General features: G+C 58.0%; 15 protein-coding genes. 7 read left to right on the top strand and 8 right to left on the bottom strand.

What is annotated here, in order from left to right:
* Positions 1–8: 8 nt before the first annotated feature.
* The 6 genes from ABWH92_RS07410 to ABWH92_RS07385 all read left to right on the top strand — a co-directional run bounded on the left by ABWH92_RS07410 (position 9) and on the right by ABWH92_RS07385 (position 7,409).
* On the top strand, positions 9–1,172 hold the full coding sequence (locus tag ABWH92_RS07410) for an amino acid ABC transporter permease (protein ID WP_375573522.1): 1,164 nt from the start codon (positions 9–11) through the stop codon (positions 1,170–1,172).
* A gap of 83 nt (positions 1,173–1,255) precedes the next feature.
* A complete protein-coding gene (locus tag ABWH92_RS07405; RefSeq protein ID WP_375574209.1) occupies positions 1,256–1,993 on the top strand; it encodes an amino acid ABC transporter ATP-binding protein in 738 nt (245 codons plus the stop codon).
* Between the two features lie 133 nt (positions 1,994–2,126).
* On the top strand, positions 2,127–3,212 hold the full coding sequence (locus ABWH92_RS07400) for an ABC transporter ATP-binding protein (RefSeq protein WP_375573520.1): 1,086 nt from the start codon (positions 2,127–2,129) through the stop codon (positions 3,210–3,212).
* A gap of 118 nt (positions 3,213–3,330) precedes the next feature.
* Positions 3,331–4,305, top strand: coding sequence for an ABC transporter substrate-binding protein (locus ABWH92_RS07395; protein ID WP_375574208.1), 975 nt, complete (start codon positions 3,331–3,333; stop codon positions 4,303–4,305).
* 65 nt (positions 4,306–4,370) lie between these two features.
* Positions 4,371–6,140 (top strand): ABC transporter permease, encoded by a 1,770-nt coding sequence (locus ABWH92_RS07390; protein ID WP_375573518.1) that lies wholly within the window; start codon positions 4,371–4,373, stop codon positions 6,138–6,140.
* Positions 6,141–6,161: 21 nt separating this feature from the next.
* Positions 6,162–7,409 (top strand): glycerate kinase, encoded by a 1,248-nt coding sequence (locus tag ABWH92_RS07385; RefSeq protein ID WP_375573516.1) that lies wholly within the window; start codon positions 6,162–6,164, stop codon positions 7,407–7,409.
* On the opposite strand, the gene modC is transcribed toward ABWH92_RS07385, so the two are convergent.
* From modC to ABWH92_RS07345, 8 genes are all read right to left on the bottom strand, one after another.
* The gene (gene modC, locus ABWH92_RS07380) at positions 7,406–8,494 is read right to left on the bottom strand and encodes a molybdenum ABC transporter ATP-binding protein (protein WP_375573514.1); all 1,089 of its coding nucleotides are present in this window, start codon (positions 8,492–8,494) and stop codon (positions 7,406–7,408) included. The genes ABWH92_RS07385 and modC overlap by 4 nt on opposite strands.
* Entirely contained in the window at positions 8,491–9,192 is a 702-nt protein-coding gene (gene modB / locus ABWH92_RS07375) for a molybdate ABC transporter permease subunit (protein WP_375574207.1), read from the bottom strand. Before modB ends, modC begins: the two co-directional genes overlap by 4 nt.
* A 5-nt stretch (positions 9,193–9,197) precedes the next feature.
* Positions 9,198–9,974, bottom strand: a complete 777-nt coding sequence (modA, locus tag ABWH92_RS07370) for a molybdate ABC transporter substrate-binding protein (protein ID WP_375573513.1) — start codon at positions 9,972–9,974, stop codon at positions 9,198–9,200.
* The gene (locus tag ABWH92_RS07365; protein WP_375573511.1) at positions 9,974–10,387 is read right to left on the bottom strand and encodes an MmcQ/YjbR family DNA-binding protein; all 414 of its coding nucleotides are present in this window, start codon (positions 10,385–10,387) and stop codon (positions 9,974–9,976) included. The genes modA and ABWH92_RS07365 overlap by 1 nt, the downstream gene beginning before the upstream one ends.
* A 9-nt stretch (positions 10,388–10,396) precedes the next feature.
* Positions 10,397–11,464 carry a patatin-like phospholipase family protein gene (locus tag ABWH92_RS07360; RefSeq protein WP_375573509.1) on the bottom strand — a complete coding sequence of 356 codons (1,068 nt, stop codon included), beginning with the start codon at positions 11,462–11,464 and terminating at the stop codon, positions 10,397–10,399.
* Positions 11,465–11,487: 23 nt separating this feature from the next.
* A complete protein-coding gene (locus ABWH92_RS07355) occupies positions 11,488–12,285 on the bottom strand; it encodes a 3-hydroxybutyrate dehydrogenase (RefSeq protein WP_375573508.1) in 798 nt (265 codons plus the stop codon).
* A gap of 115 nt (positions 12,286–12,400) precedes the next feature.
* Positions 12,401–13,081: an endonuclease III domain-containing protein gene (gene nth, locus ABWH92_RS07350; protein ID WP_375573506.1), complete on the bottom strand. Its 681-nt coding sequence runs from the start codon at positions 13,079–13,081 to the stop codon at positions 12,401–12,403.
* A 78-nt stretch (positions 13,082–13,159) separates the two neighbouring features.
* Positions 13,160–14,080, bottom strand: coding sequence for a glutathione S-transferase C-terminal domain-containing protein (locus ABWH92_RS07345; protein WP_375573504.1), 921 nt, complete (start codon positions 14,078–14,080; stop codon positions 13,160–13,162).
* Positions 14,081–14,170: 90 nt separating this feature from the next.
* Between ABWH92_RS07345 and ispG the strand changes: the two genes are divergently transcribed.
* Complete coding sequence (gene ispG / locus ABWH92_RS07340) at positions 14,171–15,448, top strand: flavodoxin-dependent (E)-4-hydroxy-3-methylbut-2-enyl-diphosphate synthase (protein ID WP_375574206.1); 1,278 nt, start codon at positions 14,171–14,173, stop codon at positions 15,446–15,448.
* The last annotated feature ends 54 nt before the right edge of the window (positions 15,449–15,502 follow it).

Below are 15,502 nucleotides of genomic sequence, written 5' to 3'. Positions count from 1 at the left end.
AGAGAACCATGACAGATACAACAAGCTCCGCTGTGAACGACCGCCCAACAACAAGCGCATCGTTTGCTGACGCCGCCAACTTCGTGCCGACCGAGGCACGGCCTGCCCCGGCGTCTATTCGCCCGGGCCCTATGACCTGGTTGAAAGAGAATCTCTTCAACACCTGGTACAATGCCCTCTTCACCCTGGTTGCCATCTATGCTCTGGCCAACTGGATTCCAGCCGCGTTCGACTGGTTTTTCACCAGCGCGCTTTGGGAAGCTGCACCAGCTGACGCCTGTGACGCAGTCACTGGCGCTTGCTGGGCCTTTGTCTATGAGAAATGGCGCTTCATTCTTTTTGGCACCTACCCGTTTGAACAACAGTGGCGCCCCGGCGCTGCTGTGATTTTGTTCATCGGTATGGTGATCATCTCCTGCTTCAAGCCGATGTGGAACAAGAGCCTTTTGGTCATCTGGCCGGTTGGCTTGATCGTTTGCTGGATCCTCCTGTCCGGCGGAATTTTTGGCCTGGACTATGTGCCCAACAACCTATGGGGCGGTCTGCCCATCACACTGATGCTGGCCGTGATCGGCTGTGGCCTGGCCTTCCCGATTTCCATTGCACTGGCGCTCGGTCGTCGCTCCAAAATGCCGATCATCAAGGCCTTTTGCGTTGGCTATATCGAGTTGATCCGCGGTGTGCCGTTGATCACCGTGCTGTTCATGGCGTCGGTCATGTTCCCGCTGTTCATGCCCGAAGGCATCACCATCGATAAACTGCTGCGGGCGCAGGTTGCCATCATCATGTTCGCCGCTGCCTATCTGGCAGAGGTCGTGCGCGGTGGCCTTCAGGCGATCCCCAAAGGGCAATATGAAGCAGCCGACGCCATGGGTCTCTCCTACTGGCAAGCGATGGTTTTTATCATCCTGCCCCAGGCGCTCAAGATCACCATCCCACCGCAGGTCAACACCTTCATCGGGATGTTCAAAGACACCTCACTGGTGCTGATCGTCGGTATCTTCGATCTCATGTTCACCATGCGCGTGGCGATCAACGACCTTGAATGGCGTGCCTTCTACATCGAAGGCATGGTGTTCGTCGCCATCCTCTACTTCCTGTTCTGCTACTCCATGTCGAAATACAGCCAATGGCTGGAGCACGAACTTCACAGAGGCCACAAGCGCATCTAGTGCCTGGCACCTCTCTTCAGTTTCTCGCTTAGGGATAACCAACAATGGCTACCACAGCACCCGCCTCCACCGCCGCCTCATCTATGGGCACCAGCGAAGTCATCTCCATGTCTGGTGTCAACAAATGGTACGGCGATTTCCACGTCCTCAAAGACATCAACCTGTCCGTCAAATCGGGCGAGCGGATTGTCGTTTGCGGGCCATCAGGCTCAGGCAAATCGACCCTCATTCGCTGCCTCAATCGCCTTGAGGAGCACCAAGAAGGCGAGATCAATGTCGACGGCATTGAGCTTACCGACAACATCAAAAACATCGACGCTGTGCGCGCCGAGGTTGGCATGGTGTTCCAACACTTCAACCTCTTCCCGCACCTTTCCGTGCTCGATAACTGCACGCTGGCACCAATCTGGGTGAAGAAAACCGCCAAAGCAGAAGCCGAAGCGCTTGGCATGAAATATCTGGAGCGCGTGCGCATTGGCGAGCAAGCCCACAAATATCCCGGGCAGCTTTCCGGCGGCCAGCAACAGCGTGTGGCCATTGCGCGCGCGCTTTGCATGACACCAAAAATCATGCTGTTCGATGAGCCAACGTCAGCGCTTGATCCAGAGATGGTGAAAGAAGTGCTCGACACCATGGTGGACCTCGCCAAAGAGGGCATGACCATGCTCTGCGTGACGCACGAGATGGGCTTTGCCAAAGCGGTCGCCGACCGGGTGATCTTTATGGATCAGGGTGAGATCGTCGAACAGAATGAACCAAACGCGTTCTTCGACAATCCACAGAACGAGCGCACCAAAGAGTTCTTGAACCAAATTCTGTAAGCAAACCAGGTCGTTCCGAGCGCACCAAATGACGCCCGGAATGCCTTCTCTCAGCTGAACAACTTAACGGCCATATGTGGACAGCTATGACGGTGTCATAGACCCGTCACATGACCATCCTAAGCCGGCCACCATGACAGGTGTCCTTTCTGCACAGATACGCGCGCACGATGGCCTAACCGCCGTTGATGGCGGCGCTGGCATTACCCTCACCGATTGCGCCAAGACTTTTCCGGACGGCACGCGCGCGCTTCTTCCGCTTTCACTGGAAATTAAGCCGCGTGAAAAGATGGTCATTCTTGGACCCTCCGGCTGCGGCAAGACCACCCTTTTGCGCATCATTGCGGGCCTTGAAACACCTGACCTTGAAGGCTCGGTTTACTTCGATAAGGATGATGTCACCGGCGTTCCAATCGAGACGCGCCGTGTCGGCATGGTGTTCCAGTCTTATGCGCTGTTCCCAACGCTCACGGTTGCAGGCAACATTCTTTTCCCACTGCGATTGAAGAAGATCGACAAAGCGATCCAAAACGCCCGCCTGGCCCAACTGGCCCAGTTTGTCGGCATTGAAGGCTTGGAGCATCGCCACATTCACGAGCTTTCCGGCGGACAAAAGCAACGTGTGGCTCTCGCTCGAGCATTGGCGGTGGAACCGCGCATCTTGCTGCTCGATGAACCGCTCACGGCGCTGGACGCAAGCTTACGCGAACGCCTGCGCGCCGAGCTTTCCTCCCTCTTGGATCGTCTCGGCGTAACAGCCATCTACGTGACCCACGATCAGTCTGAAGCAATGGCCTTGGCCGACCGCATCGTCGTTATGGATCGTGGTGCGATCGCCCAGGTCGGCACACCCTTTGAGATCTACGAAAAACCGGCCTCCCCCTTCGTCGCCAAGTTCATCGGCGCAGCAGCCCTCATCCCAGCCCACGCACATGATGGTGGCATCCATGTGCAAGGTCAGCGCATCGCCGCCTATCCTGACAAGCGCGGGGATGTGTTTCTTGTTGCAAGGCCAGAAGATCTGGCCCCAACAAGCGACGGCCCTCTAGAAGGCCAAGTGACAGCTGCCACCTACTTTGGTGATCGCAAGCGGCTGCACATAACGCTGAATGACGGACCACCGATCATTGTCGACACGCCACCGGAGACAGCGCTGGAGGCAGGCGACACAACCCAGCTGGGACTTACATCCGACAAGCCGCGCATTTTAACGCCGTAAGAGCTTTTCCAAAGGAAACCAGCGTAGCGTCATAGACTTGTGATGAAGCCTCACTAGGCCCGTCATCATCGTCAATGACACCATCGTTTTGGAGCCTATCATGTCCGCATCGCGTTCCCTGAAATCTCTGGCCGCAGCACTCGCCATCACCATTGCTGTGCCACTGGCGGTGCAGGCCGCCGAAGGCCGCTTGGTGCTCTACACCTCACAGCCCAACGCTGATGCGCAGGCCACCGTGGATGCGTTCACAGCCGCTCATCCAGATGTTGAGGTGGAATGGGTCCGCGATGGCACCACGCAGATGATGGCGCGCCTTGCCACCGAGTTCGAAGCTGGCAACCCACAGCCAGATGTTCTGCTGATCGCCGACATGGTCACCATGGAAGGTCTGAAGCAAGAAGGCCGCTTGATGGCCCATGCCGATGCAGACACCTCAGCCTATAATGATGGCTTGATGGACCCAGAAGGCTACTACTTCTCCACCAAGCTCATCACCACAGGCATCGTTTACAACACCGCCGCACCCTTCGCGCCGGAAAGCTGGCTCGACCTGCTTGGTGAGCAGGCCGTCGGTCAGGTTCGCATCCCATCGCCGCTTACCTCAGGCGCTGCGTTGATCCACCTGGAAACGCTCACTACTAACCTCGACATGGGTTGGGACTATTATGAAACGCTTGCCGAAAACGACACCATTGCCGCAGGCGGCAATGGCGGCACGTTCAACGCTGTTGCCGGTGGCGAACAGCTCTTCGGCATGGTGGTGGACTTCTTGGCCATCCGCGAAAAAGCCAATGGCGCACCGGTTGAGTTTGTCTTCCCCACTGAAGGCGTGTCGGCTGTCACCGAGCCGGTTGCCATTCTGTCTACCGCGCAAAACCCAGATGCCGCCAAAGCCTTTGTTGATTTCCTGTTGTCGCCTGAAGGTCAGCAGCTCGCCGCAGATCAGGGCTATGTGCCCGCCCATCCAGCAATCGAACTGCCTGCCGGTTTCCCCGCACGCGAAGCCATCACCGTGATGCCGTTCGACCCGGCACAAGCGCTTGCAAACTCAGAAGAGAATCGCATCCGCTTCGCCGATATGTTCGGCCAGTAACAGCTGGAGAGAGACGGATTGACATTGGCTGGCGCGCCACTTCAAACAGATCGTGAGGTTGCTGCATGAGTGACCAGACGATAGGTGCGCCTACCCTGCCCCGCACACGCCATCATGTGGAACCCAAAGACCCGGCCAAGAGCCTAAGCCAGCGTGTTCCGTTTGCCCTTTCGCGCATGGACGCGTCCACCCCCTATTGGGTTCTGGTGGTGACCGTTGTGCTGCTTGCGATCTTCCCGCTCGTGCGCTTGCTTGTTGCTGCTTTTGCACCGGGCTTGGACGCCTTTTGGACCGAAATCAGCCGCACGGCTTCGGTGCGCGCCACGATCAACACCTTTGATGTTGCTCTCTGGTCCTCGTTCCTCTCGCTTAGCTTGGGTGGTCTTCTTGCCTTTCTCGTTGGCGCGACGGATATGCGCGGCAAACGCTTGCTCTCTGTTGCTTTCCTTCTGCCGCTGATGATCGCCCCACAGGTCACAGCACTGGCCTGGCTGCAACTGTTCGGCCCATCCTCGGCATTGCTGCAATCCATCGGCCTGGCACCACCACCTGGTTCAGCAAATCCGATGTATGGCCGCGAAGGCATCATCTTGTTGCTTGGGGTTCAGCACACAGCGCTCGCTTTCATCACCTTACGCGCTGGCCTGCGCGCCATCCCCGGCGATGTGATCGAGGCTGCCCGAGCGTGCGGGGCAAGCTCCTGGCGCGCCTTCTCCTTTGTCGGCCTACCAATGCTGGCGCCGTTTCTAGCAGCGGCCTTTGCGCTGTGCTTTGTCTCCTCAACTGGCAATTTCGGCATCCCAGCTCTACTCGGTATGCCGGAGAATTTCCTCACACTGCCGACACTCATCTACCAGCGCTTGGCAAGCTTCGGCACAGGGATGATCCCACGCGTCGCCACATTGGCCGTCCTGGTTTCTTTCATCGCTGGCATTGGCACGATCATCACCGCCTTTGTGCTCGCTCGCTACGCCACCCGCATTGAGGCCGATAAGCCGCTGACACCCTTCACGCTCGGCCGCTTCCGCCTGCCCGCCGAAGTCGGTGTCTGGACGCTGAACGCCCTATTGTTGGTCGCACCGCTCACCGCGCTGATCGCAGCGTCCCTGCTGCCCTCTTACGGCATGGCGTTGACCGCAGAGACGTTCACGCTCAACAACTATGTTGAGGTGCTCTTTCGCCAGGATGTCACGACGCGCGCCTTCATGAACTCCTTCATGTTGGCGAGCGGCGCAGCGCTGATCCTGATGGCGATTTCGCTGCCCTCTGGCTACGCGCTCTCTCGTCTCTCCGGGCGCCGCCGCGTGCTGTTCGAAGCGCTGGTGGAAACACCCTATGCCCTTCCGGGTATCGTGCTCGCCATCGCGATGATCCTGCTCTTCATCCGCCCACTGCCCCTTATCGGCGTCAGCCTTTACGGGACCTACGCCATCATCTTGATTGCCTACCTGTCCAGTTTCTACATTTTGGCCTTGCGCCCAGTAACGGCCGCCTTCAGCCAGCTCGATCCGCGACTTGAAGAAGCCGCCGCCATGTGCGGAGCAGGGTTTTGGCAGCGCTTTAATCTGGTTTTGGTTCCAGGTGTGCTGCCTGCTGCAGCGGCAGGGGCGGTGCTGGTATTTCTAACCGCCTTCAATGAGCTCACAATCTCCGCGCTTCTCTGGTCGTCGGGCACCGAGACACTGGGTGTGGTTCTCTTCAACTTTGAGGATGGCGGCTACACAACGCTTGCCTCGGCGGTTGCTGTGGTCACGGTCATCGTGGTTTTGGTTCTCGTGATCGCGCTCGACAGCCTGCACCAACGCCTGCCAAAGGGAACGCTTCCCTGGCGTTAAGCGCACTGCTAACAAGCAGCCATGAACCAGCAAAGCTTTCTCCGCTCACTCTTTGATGAAGCCGTACGGGTCGCTGACCCGATGATCTGCGTGCCCGCGCATCTGCCGCCGAAACCTGATGGTAAGCTGCTCGTCATCGGCGCAGGCAAAGCCTCTGCGCGTATGGGAGAAGCGCTCGAAAGCGTCTGGGGTCCGTGCGAAGGGCTCATCATCACCCGCTATGGCTATGAACGTCCGCTGCAAGGCGTCACGCTCAAAAGCGCATCACACCCCGTGCCCGACGAGGCTGGCTTGCGCGCAACGCGCGAGCTACGCGCTTTGCTGAACCAGGCAAACAAAGATACTTTTATCCTCGCTCTCATTTCCGGTGGCGGGTCATCACTGATGATCGAGCCGGCGGGTGACATGACGCTAGAGGACAAGATGGCGGTCAACGCCGCGCTGCTGACCTCAGGCGCGCCGATTGATGAGATGAACGTGGTGCGCAAGCACCTTTCACGCATCAAGGGTGGCCAGTTGGCCGCCGCCGCCTATCCTGCCACCTTGCACACGCTGATGATCTCCGATGTGCCGGGCGATGATCCGGCCTACATCGCGTCTGGCCCAACAGTCGGCGACAGCTCGACACCCGCTGACGCCCAAGCAATCATCAAGCGCTACGGCATTGATGTTCCCGCATCCGCAGAGGCTGTTCTCAATGATGCCACTGGCGTCATAACACCCGGCGATGAGCGTCTTTCAACCACGACCAACACCATCATCGCCGCGCCCTCCCAGTCGCTGGAAGCTGCCAAGGCTATCGCAGAAAAAGAGGGCGTCAACGTCACAATCCTCGGCGACGCGCTGGAAGGTGAGGCTCGCGACCTAGCCCGTGAGCAAGGCGCATTGGTGCTCAAGATGCAGAGTGGAATCAGCAAGCCACATCTGCTTCTCTCCGGCGGCGAGTGCACCGTGACGCGTACCGGCGATGGCATCGGCGGCCCCAATGCTGAATACGCTCTTTCGCTCGCCATTGCACTGGATGGCGCCCCGGGCATTCATGCACTTGCCTGCGATACCGATGGCGTGGATGGGGCAGCCGAAGTGGCAGGCGCGATGGTGGCACCAGAAACGCTGGCCAGAGCGCGCGCCAAAGGTATCGACCCACAAGCATCTCTAACGAACAATGACGCACACAGCTTCTTTGCCAGCCTTGAGGATCAGGTGAGCTCCGGCCCAACGCTGACCAACGTCAACGATTTCCGCGCGATCCTGATCGAACCCACTTAAACATCCACGGTATCGACAGCCCCGGACGTTTGGGCCAATGCCACCGACTTGATGACGGCGTAAACACCCAAACCTGGCTGCAAACCCATTTGCTCCACCGAGCGGCGGGTGACCTGAGCGACCAGACTATCCTCGCCGCAGGCAAGCATCACATCCACTGCCGACGGGTTGGTGCCCGATGCACGCAGTTCGGTTATCTGGCACGCCAACACATTGAGCGCGCTAAGACCCTCAGGCGGTTGCAGTGAAAGCATGACATCACGCGCCGCGATCTCCACCTGGAGCACCCAGCCGAGAGGCGCATCCACCTGCGGTACGAAGAGCCGCCCACCGGCCAATGCCAACTCTGAGAGACCATCGGAGCTGTTCTTCATCACCAAACGGGCGCGAACCGTGCGGGCCAACCCTGTCCCACTGCCGCCAAGCAGCGCATCGGGTGCGCCCTGATCAACGCATTTCCCATCGGCGATGATGGCCACATGATTGGCCAACCGCAGCACCTCCTCAAGCGTATGGCTGACATAGAGGATAGGCACGCCGACCACATCGCGCACCTTCTCAATGAGCGCGAGCACATCGGCTTTGCGCGCCTGATCAAGCCCAGCCAAGGGTTCGTCCATCATCAGAAGTTTGGGTTTGGAAAGCAATGCTCGGCCAATCGCCACCCGCTGTGCTTCGCCGCCCGAAAGCCCAGATGGTTTGCGGTTAAGCAGCCCGTCCAGACCCAACAGTTCAGCCATCGCCACCGCATCGGCCCGTTTCACCGAGCCATCGGAAAAGCGCGCACCATAGAGCAGGTTCTTCAGCACCGACAGATGGGGGAAGAGCCTGGCATCTTGAAACACCAGACCAATGCGTCGTTTGTGGACTAGCTGATTGGTGCGGCTGGCACTGTCGAACAGCACCTGGTCGCCGAGCTGAATGTGCCCACTGTCGGGCGTGACCAAGCCAGCAACCGCCTTGATCACCGTGCTCTTGCCTGCGCCCGAGCGCCCAAAAAGTGCCGTCACCCCATCCCCAGTGGTGACATCGAGATCGAGCGCAAAATCACCCTGCTGTTTTTGGATCGCGATCTGAAGCGTCATGACCGGTCCACCCGCGCTGCGCTTGCCCGACGCGCCAAAAGCTCAGCAACCAGCACTGCAGCAATCGAAACGGCAATGGAAACCACAATCAGGCGAAACGCGCTTTCTTCTCCGCCGGGCACCTGAAGAAAGGCGTAGATCGCTGAAGGGATGGTCTGCGTGCGCCCAGGAATGTTGGAGACAAAGGTGATCGTCGCACCAAACTCACCCATCGCTTTGGCAAAGGCGAGCACCATACCCGCGATAATACCAGGCAACGCCAGCGGCAGCGTCACACTCATCATAACCATGAGACGGCTAGCACCGAGCGTCGATGCGGCTTCTTCCAGTTTCGGGTCGATGGATTCAAACGCCAAGCGGATCGCCCGCACCATGAGAGGAAACCCCATCACGGCGCTGGCGAGCGCCGCACCGGTCCATTCAAAGGCGAAGCGTATGCCGAATGTCTCATCCAGAAACGCACCAATCGGCCCTTGGCGACCAAACCCGATGAGCAGCAGATAGCCGGTCACCACGGGTGGAAGAACCAGCGGCAAATGCACCACAGCATTGAGCAAGCCATGACCAAAAAACCGCCAACGGGCGAGCGCATAGGCGATGAAGAGGCCCAGCGGCAGACTGGTCAATGTCGCCACGAACGCCACCTGCAAGGAAAGCGCGACGGCCTGCCATTCGTTGGGACCAAGCCACTGCGTGATGCCCACTAGCCACCCTCACCAGTTGAGAGTGGCGAAAACCCATTCGCAGCCAAAATCTGCTGCGCCTCTTGGCTGATCAAGAACGCCAAAAATCGATCAGCCGTTGCATTGTCGGACTGCGCAACCCTTGATGCGGTGTACCGAATGGCGGAATGGCTATCTAAAGGGAAGGTTGCCGCTGCAAAAACCGCCTCATCGACATGCGCATCACTGGCATAAACAATCCCGAGCGGCGCTTCGCCACGCGCTACCAAGAAGAGCGCTGAACGCACATTGTCGCTCTGCGCCAAGCGTGGCTGCAAAATGTCCCAAACACCAAGGTTTTCCATTGCCTCACGCGCATAAATACCAGCGGGCACAGCATCCACGAGCGCCACAGCAAGGCGACCATCCCCGCCCAAAATAGCGAGCAAATCATCAGCAGAGGAAAGATCAGGTGGCGCATCAAAGACCGTGGATGATTGTGCAACAAGCACCAATCGATTGTCTGCAAACGTGTCGCGCGTCTCGGCGTCGATCAACCCACGCTGATCCAGATAGTTGATCCAGATTGGGTGGGCGGAAACGAACACGTCTGCTGGCGCACCTTGTTCAATCTGGCGGGCAAGAACGGACGTGCCAGCGTAAGAAAACACCACCTCGGCACCAGTTTCTTGCGTGAACGCCTCACCAATCGCATCAAATGCGTTTTTCAAGCTGGACGCCGCAAAAATGGTCAGCGGCTCGGCCCTTAATGGCAGCATCATCACAGCAAGAAAAACAAGGGCCGCAACCGCGCGCATCACGCCGTCCCTGCAACCCAATCGGTCAAGCCAAGCTCAGCTTGAAGCTTTTTGGTAAGCCCGCCCGCCATGATCCGATGAGCTTCGCGAACATAGACTGAAAGATCCTCATCGCTCAGCGGATTGTCCTCCACCACGCGGATCCATTGCCCTTTGGCCATGTAGGGTGCCTGCATAATGCCCACTTCCTGGGTGAGCATCTCAAAGCTCATCGGCGCAACTTTGAGCACCAAGGCGTGCTGACCATCCTTAGCCGCATCCTCATCCTTGCCGACCCAAAAAGTCGACATCGCAAAAACCTTGTTTTTGGTCTCGTTGCCAACCTTCCAGACATTGGAATTGCCCCACTGCACCACCATGAAGGTGGCCGGCAGGCTTTCGCACAAGGCGTCAAAGGCGGCGCGGTCCATCATGAGGTGATCTTAGGAGAAAGCGTCGCGCAAATCGAGCGTGCCGCGCTTGCCGATATCACTGTAATGAGAATCCAAGAACTGCGTTGCCGCCTCACGTCCGATATCGCGCAAGCGGGTGAAGAACGCCCAGCTGGTGTTGAACTTCGATCCAGCGCCCAGCGCTGCCAACTCGTCACTGGCATCGATGCGATGCACGCGGTTGCGGCGATACTCGCCACCCTCCAGCTTACCATCATCGATCAAGCGATTGACGAAGTCTATGGCGCGAAACTCGCGTAGCAGAGAAGCATTGAAGGTGATTTCAGAAACCCGTTCCAGAATTTCCTGGCTGGTTTTCGGCGTTTCGTTGCGCTCAATCGGGTTGATCTGGATGAGCACAATATCCTCGCACTCGGTCTCGGTGAAAAAGGGATAGAGCGCCGGATTACCGGTATAGCCCCCATCCCAATAGGGTTCACCCTCAACCTCCACAGCCTGGAAGGCATAAGGAAGGCAGGCAGAAGCCAGCACCGCATCAGCCGTCACATCACCCCGCCGGAAAAGCCGTATCTTACCCGAATGCACCTTGGTCGCCGCAATAAAGAGCTTGAAGTCGTTGCACTTGGCCACGCGATTAAAATCCACCAGCCGCTCAACCACATCGCGCAACGGATTGATGTTGAGCGGGTTCACCTCGTAAGGGCTGGTCAACTGAGACGTGAACGGATTGGCCCAGGGCGCCATCGGAAAGAGTTTGGCAAAGGCCTGCGCGCCGCCGCCATTGGCCATTGGCCACATCCAAAAGCTCAAAAACCGATCAAGCACTTCCTGCTGCTGATCTGTAACGGAAAACGATCCATTGCGGGAAATCGCCCGCCAGAACGTTTCTAGCTTCTCGCGCGCACCGTCAGCACCTTGTTCATACCAACCATCGGCCAGCGCCACCGCGTTCATCGCGCCAGCGCTGGTTCCTGAAATACCCTCAAAGCCAAGACGCCCATCTTCGAGTAGCTTATCAAGGACGCCCCAGGTGAACGCCCCGTGCGCACCGCCGCCTTGCAGCGCAAGGTTGACCTTTTTGGTGTTGGTTCGCGCCACGATCTGGGCCTACCTTTTTAACTCTACATAGCCGTCCAGCCGCCATCGGCTGGGAGCGCAGCGCCGGTGATTTGCGAGCCAGCTTCGGAGGCCAAGAACACCGCAAACGTACCCATCTGTTCCACTGTCACAAAGTCTTTGGTCGGCTGCCGTTCCAGCATCACGTTTTTGATCACGTCTTCACGTGACATGTTGTGCGCCTTCATCTGATCGGGAATTTGCCCTTCCACCAAAGGCGTCAGCACATAGCCGGGGCAGATGGCGTTGCAGGTGCCGCCGCATTCAGCCAGCTCCAGTGCGATGGTTTTGGTGAGGCCGACCAAACCATGTTTGGCCGAGACATAGGCGCTTTTGTAAGGTGACGCAGTAAGGCCGTGCGCCGAAGCAATGTTGATGATCCGACCCCACTTCTTTTCCTTCATACCCGGCACGGCGGCACGGATCGTGTGGAAAGCCGATGAAAGATTGATCGCCATGATCGCATCCCATTTCGACACCGGGAAATCTTCCACCGGGGCGACATATTGAATGCCCGCATTGTTGACGAGAATGTCCACGGTACCGAGCTTTTCAGCGGCAGTTTCAACCAGCTTCACACAAGCTTCGCCGTTCGACATATCCGCCTGGACATAGATCACCTCACTGCCGGTTTCCTCGGCAAGATCTGCGGCGATCTTATAGTCTTCCTCTCGACCCAAATGGCTGTTCAGGGCCACCTTCGCACCCGCTTGAGCCAGGCTTCTTGCGATACCAAGGCCGATGCCAGAGGTAGAACCGGTGACGACGGCAACATGGCCGGAAAGATCGAGGGTCAAAGCCATAGGGGCCTCCAAAAATTATGGGTGTCTTTGTCGCGGACCATACGCGCCTTGCTCCATTTTGCAATGCAGCATTGGAAACAGCTGGCCATCTCGGCTTAAGGTCGGAGTTAAGCTTTCAACTCTTTGCCGGGTACGCGCACACTTCCCGCACAACACACGCATGGCACTTGGGCGTGCGCGCTTGGCAAACCCGCTTGCCAAACTGCAACAGCCAGAAATGTCCATCGCGTTTTGCCCAATCCGGAGAACGGTCCTCAAGGCTTTGTGCGGTTTGCGCTTCGGTCTTACCACGCGCCAAACCAATGCGATTGGCGACACGATGAACATGGGTATCGACGGCGATCACACCCTCGCCGAACGTGAAACTCATCACGATATCCGCGCATTTGCGCCCAATACCTGGCAGGCTCAAAAGACCGGCGCGGGTCGATGGCACCACACCGTCATGCTCGTCGAGCAAAGCGGTGCAGAACTTGCGGATATTGCGCGCCTTCATGTTGTAAAGCCCAGCCGGTTTAATGGCCAAAACGATGGTGTCATCGTCCAGCGCCAGTATGGCCTGCGGTGTTTTGGCGAGCGCGAACAATTGCCGTGTCGCCTTAGCAGTGTTGGCATCGCGGCTTTGTGCCGACAGCATGCATGAGATGCAGGACCTGAAGGCGTCCGGCTGCCCCTTAGGGCTTTTGGCAGAGTGTGTCCGCCCAGGCATCGTCGTTTCGAGCGCGCGATAGACAGTCTCCACCTCCTCATCGCAGAGCAAACGGGTGGCAGTAACGGAGTGGGAAAGCTTTGGCATGCGCGCCAACATGGCGCGTGATGGTTTGGCTTCAAGCCGTGTGTGGGGCCAAAATGTGCGGGGCCAAAAAACTCGTTGCTACAGGCCGGAGTGATCCATCCAATCGATCTCGGGCTGATCTGCAACCAATCCAAACGGATTGTGCGATCCATCATTGAGGTAGTAACCGCGCCGTATCTCATCAAAGTCTACGGTCTCGGCCACACCAGGCATCTGATAAATCCGTCGCGTGAAACGCCAAAGAGCCAGGAAATCCGTCAACCGATAACGCGTGCAACGGAAGTGCGTCGCGTAGACCGTATCGTAGCGCACCAACGTGGCAAACAATCGAAGATCGGCAGCAGTGATCGCTTGGCCAAACAGGTAGGTCTGGCTCGACAGCCGCTCTTCCAAGGTGTGCAACATAGCGTAGACAGATCGGGTCGCCTCTTCATATTCGTCCTGCCGTTGGGCTTTGCCCGCGCGATAAACAGCGTTCGACAAGCCATCGAAAAGCTGCGGCAGAAAAACCGCCATATCGTCAGCGTGCTCATCGGGAAAAAGACTGGGGCCGGTGCCGACTTTGTCCAAGGCCACCAGGATGTCTTCCGACGAATTGGAAAGCACGGCCTTCTCACGCTCATCCCAAAGGGCCGGCACCGTTGCCCGCCCTGTATAGGTTGGGTCTGTCGCACTGTAGAGTCCATGGACATGGCGATACCCAGCCTTGGCCAGCGGCCCGTCAGGTTTGATCGCATAGCCTTGGACGCGCGGTCCGCCTGCAATCTGCAAGGGCATGCGTTTCGCAAATCCCTTCAACTGCCAGGCAAGCACCACTGCGTGCGACCAGGGACAACTAAAGGACACAACCAGCACGAAATGCTCCGGTGTCTCTCTAAGCGCTTCAACAACAGCGGCATCCAGACGAGAAGGCAGCGCACTCAGCTCGCGCCTATAAGCTCCATCTTGCATCGAACGATCGGCATCATCATGCCATCGGCCATCTATCAGCATACCCATACGCTTAGAACGCCTTGTCTTTGTGTTGCGATGCCACGGCACCAGCCCTATACCTAAAGCATGCTTGATCGACCCGCACCACAACCCGGTTTGACCGGATATCTTTCAACGATACTGCCCCGCCGCAAGTCGGTTCCCGTGAATGTGGGCGGCGTGGTCGTGGGTGGTGATGCACCTGTGGTCGTCCAGTCAATGACCAACACCGACACCGCGGATATCCGCGCCACCGCGATCCAGGTCGCAGCGCTGGCCAAGGCTGGGTCAGAACTGGTGCGTATCACGGTGGACCGTGATGAGGCTGCCGCTGCCGTTCCGCATGTGAAGGAGAAGCTCGATAAGTGGGGAGTGAACGTCCCGCTGGTCGGCGACTTCCACTATATCGGCCACCAACTGCTTCAAGATCATCCAGCTTGCGCTGAGGCACTGGCGAAGTACCGGATCAATCCCGGCAATGTTGGCTTCAAGGCGAAGAAAGACGTTCAGTTCGGTGCCATCATCGAAGAAGCGATGAAGCGCGACAAAACCGTGCGGATTGGCGTGAATTGGGGATCGCTGGACCAGGTGCTGCTCACCAAGCTGATGGATGAGAACGCCGACAACGGCTCACCGCTGACCGCCCGACAAGTGACTCATGAAGCGATGGTGCAATCAGCGCTCCTTTCTGCCGACTATGCTGAAAAGCTTGGCATGGGGCGCGACAAGATCATCCTGTCGGCCAAAGTGAGCCAGGTTCAGGATCTGGTGGCCTGTTATACAGCGCTCGCCGCCCGTTCGGACTACGCGTTGCATCTCGGTCTGACCGAGGCGGGCATGGGCTCCAAAGGCATTGTTGCTTCATCGGCAGCTTTGGGCATTTTACTTCAGCAGGGGATCGGAGACACGATCCGCATTTCGTTGACACCCGAACCGGGTGGCGACCGCACCAAAGAGGTACAGGTTGCCCAAGAGCTTCTGCAAACCATGGGCATCCGCTCATTCGTCCCCGTGGTCGCCGCCTGCCCAGGCTGCGGACGCACGACAAGCACCACGTTCCAGGAATTGGCGCAGGACGTGCAGACTATGATCCGTGAAAAGATGCCAAGCTGGAAAGAGAGCTATCCAGGCGTCGAGCAGCTCACCTTTGCTGTTATGGGCTGCATCGTGAATGGACCAGGTGAAAGCAAACATGCCGACATCGGCATCTCCCTGCCTGGCACCGGAGAGCAACCCGCCGCCCCGGTGTTCATCGACGGCAAGAAAGCCATGACCCTGCGTGGCCCCAATCTCGCTGACGACTTCAAAGGCCTGGTCGAGGACTATATCGAAAAGCGATTTGGGACAAAGTCTTCCCCCACCCCTAACCCCTCCCCACAAGTGGGAGGGGAATAAGATCAGCGATATAGCACCTCCCTCCCTTGATGGGGAGGGATTGAGGGTGGGAAG

Source organism: Ahrensia marina (genome assembly GCF_042140245.1).
In the GTDB taxonomy this organism is placed as follows: Bacteria; Pseudomonadota; Alphaproteobacteria; order Rhizobiales; family MH13; genus MH13.
Note: the sequence above shows the minus strand (reverse complement) of the source record. Positions and strands in the feature narration are given on the sequence as shown.